This window comes from Undibacterium sp. Ji22W (genome assembly GCF_049340305.1).
GTDB lineage: Bacteria > Pseudomonadota > Gammaproteobacteria > Burkholderiales > Burkholderiaceae_D > Undibacterium.
This window is the reverse complement of record NZ_JBMPOU010000003.1, coordinates 568108-585167: the sequence shown is the minus strand read 5'-3', so window position 1 is coordinate 585167 and position 17060 is coordinate 568108. Positions and strand designations below refer to the sequence as shown.

13 protein-coding genes are annotated in these 17060 nt (G+C 47.5%); 10 read left to right on the top strand and 3 right to left on the bottom strand.

Annotation, left to right across the window (positions count from 1 at the left end; translation table 11 throughout):
* The first annotated feature begins 41 nt into the window (after positions 1-41).
* The 4 genes from ACO0KW_RS15050 (at position 42) to ACO0KW_RS15035 (ending at position 4616) form a co-directional block, all read left to right on the top strand.
* Positions 42-851 carry an NAD-dependent epimerase/dehydratase family protein gene (locus ACO0KW_RS15050; RefSeq protein WP_423054083.1) on the top strand — a complete coding sequence of 270 codons (810 nt, stop codon included), beginning with the start codon at positions 42-44 and terminating at the stop codon, positions 849-851.
* 519 nt (positions 852-1370) lie between these two features.
* Positions 1371-2099 (top strand): hypothetical protein, encoded by a 729-nt coding sequence (locus tag ACO0KW_RS15045; protein ID WP_423054082.1) that lies wholly within the window; start codon positions 1371-1373, stop codon positions 2097-2099.
* Positions 2100-2187: 88 nt separating this feature from the next.
* Complete coding sequence (locus ACO0KW_RS15040; protein WP_423054080.1) at positions 2188-2745, top strand: C39 family peptidase; 558 nt, start codon at positions 2188-2190, stop codon at positions 2743-2745.
* Positions 2746-3014: 269 nt separating this feature from the next.
* The gene (locus ACO0KW_RS15035; RefSeq protein ID WP_423054079.1) at positions 3015-4616 is read left to right on the top strand and encodes a serine hydrolase domain-containing protein; all 1602 of its coding nucleotides are present in this window, start codon (positions 3015-3017) and stop codon (positions 4614-4616) included.
* A 72-nt stretch (positions 4617-4688) separates the two neighbouring features.
* Here ACO0KW_RS15035 and ACO0KW_RS15030 read toward each other — a convergent pair whose 3' ends face one another.
* The 3 genes from ACO0KW_RS15030 to gcvA form a co-directional block, all read right to left on the bottom strand.
* Positions 4689-8087 (bottom strand): TIM-barrel domain-containing protein, encoded by a 3399-nt coding sequence (locus ACO0KW_RS15030; RefSeq protein ID WP_423054078.1) that lies wholly within the window; start codon positions 8085-8087, stop codon positions 4689-4691.
* Positions 8088-8184: 97 nt separating this feature from the next.
* Entirely contained in the window at positions 8185-8583 is a 399-nt protein-coding gene (locus ACO0KW_RS15025) for a hypothetical protein (RefSeq protein WP_423054077.1), read from the bottom strand.
* 18 nt (positions 8584-8601) lie between these two features.
* Entirely contained in the window at positions 8602-9486 is an 885-nt protein-coding gene (gene gcvA / locus ACO0KW_RS15020; protein WP_423054076.1) for a transcriptional regulator GcvA, read from the bottom strand.
* A gap of 460 nt (positions 9487-9946) precedes the next feature.
* Here gcvA and ACO0KW_RS15015 point away from each other — a divergent pair, with 460 nt between their 5' ends.
* The 6 genes from ACO0KW_RS15015 (at position 9947) to ACO0KW_RS14990 (ending at position 17043) form a co-directional block, all read left to right on the top strand.
* Complete coding sequence (locus tag ACO0KW_RS15015; protein ID WP_423054075.1) at positions 9947-10948, top strand: 2-dehydro-3-deoxygalactonokinase; 1002 nt, start codon at positions 9947-9949, stop codon at positions 10946-10948.
* A 107-nt stretch (positions 10949-11055) separates the two neighbouring features.
* On the top strand, positions 11056-11448 hold the full coding sequence (locus ACO0KW_RS15010; protein ID WP_423054074.1) for a RidA family protein: 393 nt from the start codon (positions 11056-11058) through the stop codon (positions 11446-11448).
* A 207-nt stretch (positions 11449-11655) separates the two neighbouring features.
* On the top strand, positions 11656-12840 hold the full coding sequence (locus ACO0KW_RS15005; RefSeq protein ID WP_423054073.1) for a hypothetical protein: 1185 nt from the start codon (positions 11656-11658) through the stop codon (positions 12838-12840).
* A 12-nt stretch (positions 12841-12852) separates the two neighbouring features.
* Positions 12853-13626 carry an SDR family oxidoreductase gene (locus ACO0KW_RS15000; RefSeq protein WP_423054675.1) on the top strand — a complete coding sequence of 258 codons (774 nt, stop codon included), beginning with the start codon at positions 12853-12855 and terminating at the stop codon, positions 13624-13626.
* Between the two features lie 763 nt (positions 13627-14389).
* Positions 14390-15712 (top strand): sugar MFS transporter, encoded by a 1323-nt coding sequence (locus ACO0KW_RS14995; RefSeq protein WP_423054072.1) that lies wholly within the window; start codon positions 14390-14392, stop codon positions 15710-15712.
* A 26-nt stretch (positions 15713-15738) separates the two neighbouring features.
* Positions 15739-17043, top strand: coding sequence for an amino acid deaminase (locus ACO0KW_RS14990; RefSeq protein WP_423054071.1), 1305 nt, complete (start codon positions 15739-15741; stop codon positions 17041-17043).
* Positions 17044-17060: the final 17 nt, after the last annotated feature.

Sequence of the window (17060 nt, the reverse complement as noted above, 5' to 3'; positions counted from 1 at the left end):
CAACATTTCTTCATACATTTTATTAACGAGCGACACATATCATGACGAGCAAACCATTCAACCGCATCTTGTTAACTGGCGCCGCTGGTGGCCTGGGAAAAATTTTACGCGAGCGGATTAGGCCTTGGGCGAATATCGTGCGACTCAGCGATATCAGCGAGATGGGCGCCGCACAAGAAGGCGAAGAAGTCGTGCAATGCGATCTAGCAGACAAAGCGGCGGTCCATGCGCTGATGGAAGGCGTCGATGCGGTCTTGCACTTTGGTGGTATTTCTACTGAAAACAATTTTGAAGCCATTATGTTGGCGAACATCCAAGGCACTTACAATATTTATGAGGCGGTCCACAAAGCTGGCGTCAAACGCGTCGTATTTGCTAGCTCGAATCATACGGTCGGCTACTACAAAACAACCGACTACATCGATGCCGACAGCCCGCGCCGGCCAGATGGCATGTATGGCATCAGCAAATGTTTTGGCGAAGATTTATCACGCTTCTATTACGATCGCTTTGGTATAGAAACCGTCTGCCTGCGCATAGGTTCGTCTTTCCCTGAACCGATCAACAAACGCATGATGGTCACCTATTTCAGTTACGATGATTTGGTAGAAATGCTGCGCTGTTGCCTGTTCACACCGCGCGTTGGCCACACGATTGCTTTTGGCATGTCGGACAATCCAGCCAGCTGGTGGGATAACCGTCTGGCCAACCATTTAGGCTATCAAGCGAAAGATAGCTCCAGTCAGTTTGCGCATAAATTTCCTGACAGCGCCGACTATCCAGAAAAAGACGATGTCACGACTATCTTTCAAGGTGGCGGATTCTTGCTGACCACGCCGCAATATAAATAGACATCATCTTCCGCAAAACTTTTCAATGAGCGCGGTCTGAATGGCGCTTGAACGATGTCTGAACCAGATCTGGATCAGACATCGGGAAACATTCCTCAAGCAAAAGTATTGAGTCTTCCCTCAACCACCTGCACTTCCTCCACTTCAGTCACAAGCGTAGTTTTTTACGATAAAAATGTGGCAATCCAAGAACAAACTTCTAATAAATAGAGCTTTGTCATTTCATCACTAATCATGATTTTTGTTTGGCATACCTGCCATTTTCTACGATCTTCTTTTGATTTTAAATAAAGTGCACCAGACAAGCGCTAGGCCTATGCATTTTTTGTCCCTCATTTCATATAAATCTGCATAGTTCTTTTTCATAGAAGTCAGCTGTATTAGCCGTCAAAACGGCATTTAATACACTCACGGTGTACGCAATATTCAGCACCGTCTCAAGGCAAAAAAAGCATTTAAGGGAGCGCAAAAATGCCGACATTTGACCATTCACATCAATTGACACAAGGAAAAAAATCTATGAAATACCCCTTGAAAACATTAGCAGTAAGCATCGCTATGCTGACTGCTATTCCAGCGTTGGCACAAAACATCACTGGCGGTCGCGTGCAATTTGACGCCAATGCCGTTGCCAAAGCTTCCGCCGCAAAAGAACCTGCTGGACTACGTAATACAGCAACTAGCGGTTTACGTGCAGTCATCAATGACCTGACCAAAGACTTGAAAGCAGGCTCGCTACCACATGGTTTCCCCATTGACGTAAATGACATTTCTGAACTTAAGAATGCTGAACTGGGTTTAGGTTTCGAAGTCTATTCCGCACATCCACAAACCTTGATGGCGGGTGGTCGTCCATTCGATCAAATGTTGATGGGAACTGGCGTTTGGAATTTTGTCGTCTTAGTTGACAAACATCCAGTCGCTTTATTGGAACTCGAAAAAGTCAATGGCAAGTGGCAAGTGAATGGCGTTGGTGGTGCAAAACTGGCGCAAGATGTGCAGGCATCCAGCCAAAATCATGCAGGCAAAAACGCATTCCGTTTTGTTCGTATTTATCAAGCGACAGCTGATTTCTTAGAAGTCAAAGATATCGAAGGCAAATCTCGTTATGCACCTTTGATCGCGGCTCGCCAATCCTTACGCATGAGCGCCGCAGTTGGTGCAGATACGCCTCTGGCAGCTGGCCCAGATGTATTGCCAGCACTCCAAGAAGCCGTACGTAGTCACCTCGACCGCTTTGGCAAATAATTGCCCCGGTTTGTGATCACTACATCAAGGCAATATCGACGCAACTTCAACGCAACTTCAACGATCAATCCGTCTCGGAGACAAGACAATGAAAAAAATAATTCGTAGCATTAAAACGCTTACTGCAATCGGCGCGCTCGCACTGAGCAGTTATGCAGCCGCACAAACCTACAATTTGAACGTGCCATTAAAGGTCCAAGAACATAGCCAATGGTGTTGGGCAGGTAGTAGTCAAATGGTATTGAATTTCTTTGGCAAGACACCGTCACAATGTGCAGAAGTCAATTACGCTAAAGGCATCAACTACGCTTGTGGCAATACCACGTTTAATTGGAACAGCAACGCCAATCAGCCTAACTCGACAAATTCCATATCGTATATCTTAAACGGTTGGGGTGTTAGCTCATCTGTAGTGGGTGTGCTCTCACAGTCCAATTCAACTTCCCGCATCAATGCTAATCGCCCTTACGTTATTTTGTGGCAATGGACTGGCGGTGGCGGCCACTTCGTCGTTGTCAAAGGCTATAGCGGTAACTACCTGTACATCAATGATCCATGGCCAGGCAACGGTGCCTATTCACGCACTTACGCTAGCACGGTTTCTGCATCGGATCGCTACTGGTATAACACAGCGGTAACCAACTAAAATTTTCCTGAAAGCCAGATTCGCGACCCCTGCCTACCTGGCTTTCTTCGGATGGAAAGTGAAGGCGATAGCGTCAGTACCAATGTAAATGAGGCGCATATTCGTCGAAAATTCAACAGAGATTCAATCCAGATTTTCCCCAGATTCAACAGATTTCCAACACATCTGCATGACAAATCCTCATTCGTCGTCTGTAAGCAATAATTCTCCTGCATTGAAAAGCTCCAGTGCTACCATGCATCTACATCACATTCATTCGGAGAGTTTTCATGGCAAGCCACAAATTTCTTCCCCTAGTTTTGAACCTAGTGCCCACGGCCTTACTCATCAGCATGCTCTACGTATCCACAGTGTGCGCCCAGACGACCACGACATCAAAGCCAGCCTATTCACATAACTACGCTGCCGCGAAGTTCACCGATCAAGAGCGACAACAAAGAGTCACTGCGCTGATCCCAGAGATTGATCAGTTGTTTACTGAACTGGCGGCTAAAGAACATTTGCCGGGAGTAAGTTATGGGATCGTGATGGATGGCAAGCTCATTCATAAGCAATCGCTGGGATTGGCGAATTTAGATTTAAAGACACCAGTTACTAGCAGAACGCAATTTAGAATTGCCTCTATGACGAAGAGTTTTGCGACTATGGCGGTCATGCATTTACGCGATCAGGGTTTATTGACACTCGATGATCCGGTCAGCAAATATTTGCCTGAATTGCGTTCACTCGCCTTACCGACGATAGATTCGCGTCCACTGACGATCAAAAACCTGATGACGATGACGACCGGCCTGCCAGAAGACAATCCTTGGGGCGATCGTCAAATGGCACTAGACAATCGCAGTCTCGAGCGTTTCGTTGCACACGGCCTGTCGTTCTCCAACGTACCGGGCGGCACTTTTGAGTACAGCAATCTTGGTTACGTTTTACTAGGTAAAGTCATCACTAAAGTCAGCAAGATGCGCTTTCAAGACTACATTACCAAAAACGTCCTACTACCGCTGGGGATGAAAGACACAATTTGGGAATACAGTAAAGCACGCGCCGACCAATTTGCACTGGGCTATCAATGGCGCAACAATCAATGGGAAACCGAGCCGATTTTGCACGACGGCGACGCTGCAGCAATGGGCGGTTTAATCACGACCATAGAAGATTTTGCCTTGTACACTGCCTTTCATTTGTCTGCATGGCCTGCGCGTAATGAGCTTGATAATGCGCCCGTCAAACGCGCCAGCCTGCGTGAGATGCAGCAAGCACAGATTTTCGCAGGCATGCAAACAAAATCGACCCTGTTAGATGGCGTCACACCGAATCCTCGCTTCGTCTCTTATGCCTACGGACTACGCTCAACACGCGACGGTCAAAATGTGATTACGGTTGGTCACGGCGGTGGCTTACCTGGCTACGGTAGTCAATTTTACTTCGCACCGGATCATGGGATTGCCGTTATCGCTTTTAGCAATTTACGTTACGGTCCGGTATACGGTTTGACTGGAAAAGCGCTCAACTTACTGATAGAAAAAGCCAAGCTTCCGGGACGCAGCGTGCAAGCACCAGGCATACTATTACAGCGTCAGCAGCAAGTAGTAGAACTAATTCAGCACTGGAATGTGGCATTGGGAAATGCGATTGCGGCTGACAATTTCTTCCTCGATTATTCACGTGAAGACCGCATCGCAGAAAGTAAAAGGCATTTTGACGGCATAGGAAAAGTGCTTAGCGTCGGTGCTATCCGCGCAGAAAATCAACTGCGTGGTAACTTTGAAATCAAGGGCGAAAACGGCAGCTTGCTCATCGCTTTCACCTTGACGCCGGAACCCGATCCTAAAGTGCAGTTTATTAGTATCAGCAAAATTAGTAATCCATAATTCACATAGCAAAATGCCGCGCAGTTTCATGTCGAACTGAGCGGCATTTTTTGTAACGAATTGTTCTCTAGTCTACTGACCTACTTTATCTCCACGAAATCCTATCACTGTAGCATTCGCCCAGTTTGCGCAAACCGCCGCACCAGCTTTCTTCTTCACGCCGGTAGTAGTTAGGCGTAAAACCTCTACTCCACGAATATCCAGCTCGGGTTTAACCACCGCGGGAGCGACGATAAGACCGCTATCAAACAATAAACGACCATCGCCATAGACTTGGAATTGCAAGCCGCCATTTTGACGGCAGGCATCATCAATGCCGACATCAGCACGGAAAGTTTGCCAACTGCCTTGCAAACGATATATGATGTCGCTGGCGTCAGTCACGCCCAGACCTTTACGGAATTTCAGGCCATTCATTTGCATCATGCCTTCGGCGTTACTTGGCTTTTTGCTGTTCACTTTATCTTTCAACACATTGCTTTGCTTTTGCATGGCTTTGGATGGCAGCGCAATTTGATCCGATAAAGACAATTGCAATGGTGGCAGATCGGGGGTCTGTTGTTCCAATAATGCAAACTCAGAAATCGTAATCGGTGGCACTGCCAGAGGCGTGAAAGCGTTGTAAGCGCGGGGTGTATTTACCGCATCGTTACTGGTCAAGACCATAGGATCTTGCGCATTGCCGTCTTCATCCTGATCATGCGTGCTCAAAATGCGGAATTTAAATAGGCGCCCGGCTTTCGCGGCGAACTCAACTCTCTGCTTGCCTTCTTGTTTTTTCAAACGTCCGGAGAACACGGGCTTAGCCCATTCACCATTACTGTCGGCCATATAAATTTCAAAGTCTTTGACCTGACCCGCTTCCCAATGTTTATCATTACGCGGCGCGATTTCAAAACCTTTGATCATGCGGCGCTCACCCAATGCTAGGGTGAATTCATGTGCGCCTGTCTTTTGCGATTGATCACGCAGCGTTCTAAACCAAGTGCCAGGTTTGCCATCGAATGCGTTTTCCAAAGGATGACCGGGTTCTTCGGCAGGGCGATTAAGTACAATCAAAGTATCTGCCGCCACCACATCACCGCTTGCCGGTGCGGCAGGATAGTCCACTGTCGCCACGAGGCTCGCATTCGCAGCTATCGCCAGACGCACTTGTACTGCTTGCCGTATATCGAGCTTAGCCGTCTTAAAATACACCACGCCATACTTTTGGGTTGCGTCGTAAAACCACGTACCAACTGTACTTGTCGCATCAAATTCTGCGCGCGATTTGGCTTCGACTACATTTTGCCCTTGCAAAAATACTTGTTGCGGTTTCACTCGCGTGTGAATTTGAAATTCTTGTACGCGGTTTTTTTCTATACCTTGATACTGACCTTGCACCCCATCCAATTGCAGCGTAATGTCACCCGCTTTTCCACTTGGTGCAATCACTCGTAAAGACTGTGTACTCTTTTCACCTTGTTGGTATTGACGTGTTTCGCCATCATCTTCGTACAAGGTATAGGTCGAATCACCCTGCGGATAAATATCCCAAGTAAGAACGTCTTTGGCGACCTGACCATCGTACAAGGCACTAGGATACATAGGCAAAATCGCCCCAGCACGCACGAACACGGGCAAGCGATCCAAAGTCACTTGATAGTCAATCACTTTACCCTGTGCGCCCACATCTAATACCCGCCCATCGGCATAATCTATCCATTGGCCTTGTGGCAAATAGATTCCCTTACGCCAGCCCTTGCTCGCCGCCTGGCTGCGATACACAGGTGCAATCAGCAAGTCTTTACCTAAGAAAAATTGATATTTGTAGGCCTCGTTATTTGCGTTCGCATCTTGCGGGTGATCCCACATCAAACCACGCACCAGCGGCGCCCCTGTTTGTTCTGCTTCTTGCGCCAATGTGTACATATACGGCATCAAGCGCATTTTGAGTTTCAGATAGTCACGATTAATACTGCGATACGGCTCATCAAATGCCCAAGGATGTTTGCGTGAATTTTGCGACCAGCCTGACATGCCCATTAACACTGGCGTAAAAGTTTTCCACTGCAGATCACGCGTAAAGGTTTCTGGACTGCCGCCAAAGATGCCATCGACGTCACCCGTCGCGTAAGCTTGTCCCGACAAGCCAGAACCAATCAGGGTTGGAATATGCCAGCGTATATAATCCCAGCTACCGCTTTGATCACCCGTCCATGTCACTGCATAGCGTTGCATCCCGGCCCAGCCCATCACCGTCCATAAGAAAGGACGCGAATTGGAATTGTCTAAAATGCCCTGCGCTGCGGCTTGGTTTGCATCAAGTGCGAATTGATAGCCAGCGCCGGTCCAGGCTACATCAAGTTTTTGTGCGCGGGTACCGGCGGTGCCGACTTCCCATTTAATTTTATCGACACCGTTTTCTGTCCAGAGGCCAGTGCGAAAGCCATATTTTTTCAAACCAGAGACCACGCCTTCGAGATCGGTATAGCCGCAGCCATAACCATCATTCGGCAAAATCCAACCACCAGGCATATCGTGCTCACGATATTTCGCTGCGACAGATAGGACTACGTCCGGGGTTTTGCCAGTCGGACCATCGCTCCAGCCTTTTGGCACAGTGCCCGGTTTCTTAATATTATCGCCGTCGTTATAACAATCTGCATCACCATATTCATAGGCCCAACGCGGCAAAATTTTTGCGCGTCCGGTCAGCTCGGTGTAAGCATTCAACACGTCTTTGATGTTCTCGCCGACAAAGTAGTAGGCATCAAAACGTTTTTCATTGTGACTGGTGGTAATGAAGTCGTTGGCGCGGAAATCGTAACTGCCATTGCTCCAAGTATTGCGTAGCACACCATAGCCTTTGTTACTCATGTAAAACGGTGCGGGACTCGGTCTGTCGTTTTCTTCCCAGCCGCCAGAGTAAGACACTTCCAGACTCTTTCCTTTAAAAGCATAGCTACCATTTTGTTGACCACCGCCAAAGAATACTTCATCCGGTGTGGTTGATAAGGTTTGAAAACTGCTTTTCTCCGCGATATCGAGTGACTGCATTTCTTGCCACAACAAAGTCTTGTTATCGGCTTTATACAATGCTAAACGCAAGGGCTTTTTGTAAATACGCAAAGCCATTTTAGTGGTTTGCAATAATTGATAGTCACCCTTATCACTGAGCTGATAATCAACTTTGGCATAATCTTTTTTCAGTACAATCGGTGCGGCTTTATCACCAGCGCCGAGCAACTTGCCTTCGCTGCCAGCCCATACGCGAAACATGTCCGGACGCAGCAAACTGATTTCCAATAAATGACCTTTGTCAGTGCTTATCTTGACGCTGCTGATGTTGGCGGGTGCTTCAATCTGGTGCAGATTGCCGACTGCTGCGGCATACGCACTAATTGGCAAAGAGACGCTGGTAGCAAATGCGGCATCCATTGCTGCTTGCATGAGTCTTAGTGTAAATATAGAGGACATAGATGCAGACATGATGGAATTCAAATTAAAGTGTGTGGAGAGTCTTAAAACTGTAAAGGCAAACACGAAATACCAACAGCGAGATTTTTTCCGTGCTCGTCAAAGGAAACTAAACGTCCAGCCTTTTCAAGATTGAAACTTGAGGGCCACACAAGCGATGCACATAGTGCTGGGTCATACGCGAAACGTTTTCACGTGAACGCGTGCCTATCACAATAATTTTCTCTGCCTGTTTTGCGCAAGCGAGTGCCAGATCTAAACAGTGCTGGCTATCACCGAAAAAAGCGAGCTCTTCGAATTGCGCTTGCGACACAGAATTCTTGTCTGTGCTCTTTGGCAAAGCGAATACCACACAACGGTGTACCGCAGACGCTTTAGAAAAACTCACATCCAAAATTCTTGAACACAGTTCTTGCCGTAACTGATCCTTGGGAACACCTACGCCAAAAGTTTCAAGTAAAACTTTTTCACTGCTCAACAACAGCACATCTTTTTGAAATAAGGGCATCACAACACCTGTCTAGCCTTAACGCGCCTGCGCTTCGCTGATCAGCCATTGATGAAAAGCGAGGAAGGCAGTGTTTTCTTTCATGTCCGCGGCATAAATTAAATAGTAATCAAGGCGCAGTGGCGTCTCTACATTAAACGGGCGTACCAAACGTCCGGCAGCAATATCGTATTCGACCAATAAGGATTGCCCGAGAGCGACGCCCTGTCCATCTATCGCTGCTTGCAAGGCCATCAACGCTAGTGTGAATAAGGGTCCTTTGCGCACATCTTTATCGTTCACACCTAAGGTCGAAAACCAAGATTGCCAGCTAGGATAATCAGGGTCATTCATGGCGCTCACTTCGTGCAACAAAGTTTGTTTGCTCAAGTCTGCTGGTGTGGTCATCGCCTTAGCGATCGCCGGACTGCAGACTGGAAATACTTCGGTCGCGATGAAAGGTTCAATCCGGAAATCAGCAAATTGGGTACGCCGAAAATCAATCGAAATATCGCAATCGCGATAACTGCGATCAACCTCAGACACGATTTCAACGCGCACTTGCGGATGGCGATTTAAGAAACGATATAGACGCGGCACCAACCATTTGGAACCAAATGAAGGCGGCACACCGACTCGCAACAAGACATTATTATCATTGAGCAGGGTATCGGTCGCTTGCTGAAAAATTTTGAAACCTTCGCGTATGCGCGGCAAATAGCGTTCGCCCGCTTCGGTCAGTTTCAAAACATTATTACTGCGCTGAAATAAGTCCAAGCCGAGAAAATCTTCGAGCAATTTAATCTGATGACTGACGGCGGCATTCGTTACATGCAATTCTTCCGCCGCACGCGTGAAGTTCAAGCGTCGCGCGGCGACTTCAAAAACCTTTAATGCGTTTAGTGGTGGAAGACGTTTGGACATAGTACCCTCATTGAAAAACGATACCATATCAGAAGTTCATTTAATAAAACTTAATGAACGATTGAAATTTAATTGTTGTGCTAATACAGCCTAAGTTATCCCCAATAGTGCTAACATTTTGATCATAAAATTTCGATCTTGAAAAAAGTGTTTCACATATCAGGCGTAAATTTGTCTAGATAAACATAAGAAATTATCAAACCAATCAGTAAATTAAAATTTTCTCCTTAAATATTTTTTAATGACATCTCAAATATTCCTCGCTTGCTCAGCTCGCCCTAGCCCGTTAAGCTGCGATCAATCTGTCGAGGTCGGCTTGAACCGCCGCGTTCAATTGGGTTCATATTTAGCGTTCGCTTTTTACACACAAACAATCAATGGGACACTTGTGCACGCTAACATAGACTCAAATTGACTTCTTCCGTGCGTCACCCAAAATTTCACTTAGGTCTTATTTGACATGACTCATATTATTACTATCGATACAGGCACGACCAATACCCGCGTAACGCTGTGGCAAAACGGCGAAGTATTGGCACATCAAGCATGCGAAGTCGGCGTGCGCGATACCGCGATTACCGGCAGCCGCGAAAAACTACAAAACGGCGTGCGCGATACGATTACCAAAACACTGGCCGCCGCCCAAGTGACAGAAGAGCAAATCGATCTAGTCATAGGCTCGGGCATGATCAGCTCAAACGTTGGCTTGTTTGAATTACCGCATGTCTTAGCTCCCGCTGGTTTACAACAATTAGCGCGCGGCATGGTATCAGTGACGATACCAGAAGTCTTTGCCAAGCCAATTTGGTTTGTACCCGGTGTCCGCAATGTGGTCGACAACATCGGCCTGCATAATTGCGAAGCGATGGACATGATGCGCGGCGAAGAAGTCGAAGTCATGAGCGTGATCGAACAAATGGCGATCACGGGTCCGGCGATGATGGTGATGCCAGGTTCACATTCTAAATTTGTCTGTATAGACGACAAGAATCGCATCACTGGCTGCGTCACTACCTTGGCGGGTGAACTGATGTATGTGATCACGCACAATACGATTTTGGCGCAGTCGTTAGATTCACAGTTTGCCACATCCATCAGCGAAGAAATGTTATTAGCGGGCGCACAATCGGCGCAAACTATCGGCCTCGGCCGAACTTGTTTCAATGTCCGCACTCTCGATCAATTCACCATTTACGAACGCAATGACCGCGCCAATTTCTTACTCGGCGCCATCCTCGGTGCCGATCTATTGACCTTAAAAAACAGCACCGCAATCAAGATGATGCCAGGCACGCCTGTCGTGATTTGCGGTAAGCCGATCATGAAAGAAGCATTGGCAATTTTGATTAAGAACGATGATTATTTCTCTGGAAAAATCACCGTCGTATCGGATGAAACGCAAGCGCATCTGGCTGGACAAGGCGCAATCCTGGTGGCGACCGCACGCGGCTTGATCAAATAAATAAAGTAAATTAGGGAATTTACCCATACGACACTCCAGTGCGAGACAAGTATGCTTTGTTTCAACCACTGTTCAGCTCCAACAATAATATTTTTTACGAGTACACCATGACTAAAGACATCACCCGCTTCGGCAATATCCCCTCTGGCGCTGGCGGCCAACGCTTGCCATTTTCACCTGCAGTACGCGCGGGTGATTTTGTATTTTGCTCAGGTCAAGTCGCGATGAAAGAAAACGGTGAAATCGAAACGGGCGGCATAGAATCACAAACTCGTCGCACTATGGAAAATGTAAAAAAAGTGCTGGCTTTAGCTGGCTGCGAATTGAGCGACGTCGTTAAAGTCTGCGTTTGGTTAGATGATACGCGCGACTTCTGGACTTTCAATCGCATTTATACAGAATATTTTGGTGAGCATCCACCCGCACGTTCTTGTGTGCAATCAGCGATGATGGTGGATTGTAAAGTGGAGATAGAAGTGACTGCGTACAAACCAGCTTAAAAGAATAAAATTAATACGATGACATCCCGTCTCCCGTTTGAGGGAGACGGGAGTTGCAATCTAATTTTATTGGAATTTATTCAGGACGGTCGAAGGATCAAATTCGAGATAAACCTGAACTGAATAAGTCAGTTTTTTGGAATACGGTAAGGGCAATGCACCCTATCGTGTTGTAGCACTAGCGTTTTTTTCAAGGATGCCATAACAATGCCAGCTTACCGCTCACTCTACACTTACGCATGGGATATCGCCGACATCGGCGTTACGCGATTTGTTGACGAAGTGCTCGCCATGGGCATCACCGATGTCACTTTGGCGACTGCTTATCATGCTGGTAAATTTATCCGTCCACATGCAAAAAAGCCACCCTGTGTCATCTTTCCTGAAGATGGTGTCACCTACTTCGATCCTGATTTGAGCCGTTATGGCGACATCAAGCCACAAGCGCATAGCGATGATTCGATTCGCGGAATATTACCAGCGCTATTAAGCGATGGCAGAGTCAAAGTGCATGGCTGGACGGTGCTCTTGCATAACACCCGTCTCGGTATCGCTTTTCCCGAATACACCGTAAAAAATGCGTTTGGTGATGGCTACGTGTATAGCCTATGCCCCATGCAGTCAGATGTGTTCGACTACGCTGTCAATCTATGCGCAGATCTCACCCATCAACATGCACTCAGTAGTATTGTGTTGGAATCGCCAGGTTGGCAACCGTATGGCCATGGCTATCATCACGAGTTCGCTCAAGTCGCCACGAACGCTTGGTTAGACAATATGTTAGGCATGTGTTTTTGTGATGCTTGCAAAACTGCGGCAAAAGAAAAAGACATACACATCGATGCATTGCAAACACGTATTCAAGACAACATTAAAAACTATCTGGCTTTACCCGCCGATGCCAACGCAGATCAAGCGGCTAGTTGGACGCAATCAGATCTGTTAAGCGATGCAGATTTGCTGGCATTTATTTGCCTGCGTCAGGATCGTGTCACCCAATTAGTTACGGAAATTCGCGCAGCGATTCCAGCGAGCTGTCAACTCGCCGTCATCCCGACGGTACAAAGACCCACTTCTGCTTGCTGGACAGAAGGCAGTGATCTTAAGGCTCTATCCGAAGTGGCAGACTATATCGAAATCCCTTTCTACGAACCTAACGCCAATCGTGCAATTGCCGACGCCTGGGAAAGTCTACGTCAAATCGGTAATCCAGAAAAAGTACGTGCCATATTACGACCAGGTCTGCCTGACTTGAATCAAGGTGCGGAATTAGGCGCTGCGATCGCTGGCATACAAGCATTAGGCATCAAGGATTTTGCGTTTTACAACTATGGCTTGTTACCGCAATATCAGCTCGATCATCTGGCCAAGACTTTAAAGGGAAACACGTAAATGACAACTAAAGTGGCACGCAATATCCTCATCACCGGCGCCTGCGGCGGCATCGGTCGCGCACTCTGCCAGGCGTTTGTGAATGCTGGAGATCACGTCTTTGCGCAAGACCGCGAAGCGACGCAATTAGACGAATTGGTCGCACAACTAGGCGCGGATAAGTGCAGTGCGGTGGTAGCCGATATCACTAATGCCAGCCAGCTCAAACTAGCTCTAAGCACCGTAGTAGCAACACACGGCGAGGTAAATGTCTTAGTCGCTAACGCTGGCGCAGCGCAGGCTTTGACGCTACAAAGCACGACCGAAGAAAGCTGGAAGCTAGATATGGATCTCAATCTGAATGGGACCTTCCATACTGTCGAAGCAGTCCGCGCCGGAATGCAACAAGCTGGCAAAGGCAACATCGTGATTATCGGCAGCGTCAATGGCATGACTTCGTTTGGCCATCCTGCGTATAGCGTTGCGAAAGCCGGTTTGATCAGCTATACCAAAGCACTGGCGATGGAGTTCGGCAAGTTTGGCATAAGAGCGAATATGGTTTGCCCTGGCACGGTAAAGACCCAAGCTTGGCAAGCCCGTGCGGACAAGAATCCGCAAGTATTTGAGGATTTGAAGAAGTGGTATCCGCTGCGGGATTTTGCGACGCCTGAGGATATTGCTGATGCGGTGATGTTTCTGGCTTCAGATGCAGCTCGAGTGATTACTGGGGTGGTGTTGCCTGTGGATGGGGGATTGATGGCTGGGAATCAGGTATTTGCTCGGGAGTTGACGCAGGAGGAGATTTAGGTTTTTTGTTTTGTTTGTGTGTTTTTTTTGATTGATTGAATAGTTGGTTACTTCATTTACGTTTTGGTTTTGCTGATTGGTCTATTGGTCGGGTGTGGCCCGACAGCCAATTACCTTTTTTGCTTCGCCAAAAAAGGTAATCCAAAAAAGGCGACCGTAGACTCGCCCTACGGGTGCTTACGCTACGCTTCAGCATAATTTGTGCTTCACAAAAAATGGGAAAGTGTCGAAACTCGCTACGCTCAGACAACGACACTTTCTTATCCATTTTCTGTGAAGCACAAATTACATCGTCTCTAACGGGGGTGGGTCAAAAACAAAATCAAAAACAACGACCAACAACTGCTATTAGAAGAATAAACGTCCGTCGGTACTGATTGTTTTGCTGTTGCTGTTGCTTTTGGTGTTGTAGTTGATTTTGATCTTTATCCACTTCTGACACTGCCAATTTTGCGGGACAGAAAATGGATAAAGAAAGTGTTGCTGTCTGAGCCGAAGGCAAGTTTCAACACTTTCCCATTTTTTGTCCCGCACAATTGGGAAGCCGAAGGCCAGTGGCAGAGTGGTCGCCTTTTTTGGGTTACCTTTTTTTGCGAAGCAAAAAAGGTAACTAGCTGTCGGGCTACCCCCGACCTACTAAACGACGAGCAACAGAGAAGACAGCAACAAAGTCAAAACAAACGATAAAGAGAAATAAGATTCAAACAAACCAAAAGAGACACTCTCAACTCACCGAGAGCAATAGACAAAAAACGGAAAAACCATGACCAACAACGCACCAGCATCACAATCCAAAAAGCAAGTCGTAGTCGCCATGTTCTTCATCGCCCTACTCTTCTTCATCCTAGGCTTCGTTACCTGGCTCAACGGCTCACTCATCCCCTTCCTCAAAATCGTTTGTAACCTCAACGATTTCCAAGCGCTCTGGGTCACGTTCGCCTTCTACATCGCCTACACAGTGATGGCACTACCATCAGCCGCTGTGCTCAGCCGCATAGGCTACAAAAACGGTATGACCGCCAGTCTCGGTGTCATGGCTGTAGGTGCTTTGATGTTTATTCCTGCAGCAAAAACCAGTTACTACGGTCTGTTTTTACTCGCATTATTCACACTCGCAACCGGTATGACCTTAATGCAAACCGCGATTAATCCTTACATCGTTTGCATAGGTTCACGCGAGAGTGCAGCGATGCGTATCAGTATTATGGGTTTGTTCAATAAGGGCGCGGGCATCGTGGTGCCTATGGTCTTCACTGCGTTGATTCTGTCTGGTATCGATCAATCCTCAACTTCCACCGCTGCACTGGCAGCCATGGATCAAATCGCGCGTGATGCTTTGCGTGCTGACCTAGCATCACGCCTAGTGACCCCCTATATCGTAATGGCAATCGGTTTGGTGATCTTTATGGCGATCATCCATTTTTCTTCTTTGCCTGATTTGGATTTACAAGACGAAGATCAAAGCAGCACAACTCGCTTTGGGGTTCTGCAATTTCCACAGTTAGTTTTGGGTGCGCTCACCTTATTCGCATATGTCGGTGTCGAAGTCATCGCGGGCGACACGATTGGTCTGTATGGACAACATCTGGGTGTGCAACACTTTTTGAAACTCACTTCATATACTATGGGTTTTATGGTTTTGGGTTATTTGCTGGGCGCAGTCGCAATTCCAAAGTTCTTATCGCAAAAAAATGCGCTTATTTTGTCGGCGGTATGCGGTTTGATTTTTGTCCTTGGTGTCATCAATAGTTCATCCGCAGATAGCGGTATTGCACAAGCCTTAGTCGGCTGGACTGGAGTTCCAGTGGTACCAAATTCGGTGATGTTCCTTGCCATGTTGGGCTTCGCCAACGCGCTGGTCTGGCCTGCGGTTTGGCCTCTCGCGCTCGAAGGTTTAGGCAAATACACTGCGGCAGGTTCTGCCTTGCTGATTATGGGTATTGCAGGCGGTGCGATTTTGCCTATGGCTTACGGTCACTTCTCCGATAGCAGCGGTGCACAAAACGCTTACTGGGTGATGTTGCCTTGTTATGCGATGATCTTGTTCTATGCGCTCAAAGGGCACAAAATCAGTAGTTGGAAATAATCTCTCTCATTTTTTATGTAAGCATCATGTTAAATCTCAGCACACTAGCTCAGCAAACCTTGTTACCCGGCACCAAAGGCCTAGCATTAACCCAGCCTTTGCAACAACAAAACATCGCCCAACAACAATGGAACGTGTTGAACGCCGACACCAGTTTTCCGGTCGCTGTGCTGAAACAATCAGCCTTACAACACAATCTGCAATGGATGAAAAAATTCTGCGACACCATGAAAGTCGTGCTCGCTCCTCATGGTAAGACCACGATGTCGCCACAGCTTTTTGACATGCAATTAAAAAATGGCGCTTGGGGAATTACGCTCGCTACTGTCAACCAAACTTTGATCGCTCATCGTTTTGGCGTAAGACGCGTGCTGCTGGCAAATCAACTCATCAGTCGCAGTGATACACAAGCAGTACTGGCGTTAATGAAAGCTGATGCTGCTTTTGAATTTTTCGCACTCACTGATTCGCTTGATGGCGTGCAACGCATGGCCGAGCAAGTCCAAGCGGCGGGCTTAGATCGCCCTCTTCCCCTGTTGGTCGAGTTAGGCTTCGCTGGCGGTCGTACTGGCTGCCGTAGCCAGGCAGATGCCTTAGCTGTCGCACGTGCGATTCACCAAAGCCCTTATTTACAACTGGCAGGTATAGAGGGTTACGAAGGTCTATTAGTCGGCAAGCACAGAGATCAAGATTTGGTCGCCGTCAAAGCGTTTATCAATGATTTGATCACACTCACGCAGCAGGCCGATACAGAGGGTTTATTTGGCGGCGAGCATATCTTGTTATCGGCTGGCGGTTCAGCGTATTTTGATTTGGTTGGGCGTGGTTTTGAGCAAACTTTGCAGCTCTCGCGCCCTGTCACTTCGATACTACGTAGTGGCTGCTATGTGACGCATGACCATGGCTTCTACAATCACTTACTGCACGAGATGCAGTCGCGTGAAAGCGTGGTTGAAGTTGACAATCTCCGTCCGGCCTTAGAAGTCTGGAGCATGGTGCAATCGCGCCCTGAGCCAGATCTCGCTATTCTGACCATGGGCAAACGCGATGCCTCTTACGATATCGATTTGCCTTTTCCAGTACAAACGCACCGACCTGGCAGCACATCCGCGCCACTCGATTTACCCGCAGGCTGCAAGATCGAAAAAATGAATGATCAGCACGCGTATTTACGCTTCCCGAAAGACAGTCCAATCTGCGAAACTCTGCAAGTCGGCGATCTGATTGCTTGTGGCATATCACATCCGTGCACAACCTTTGATAAATGGCCTGTGATTTTGGTAATCGATGATGATTACCAAGTGCAATCCGCCATCAATACTTTTTTCTAAACTGTGGTGCGGGTAAA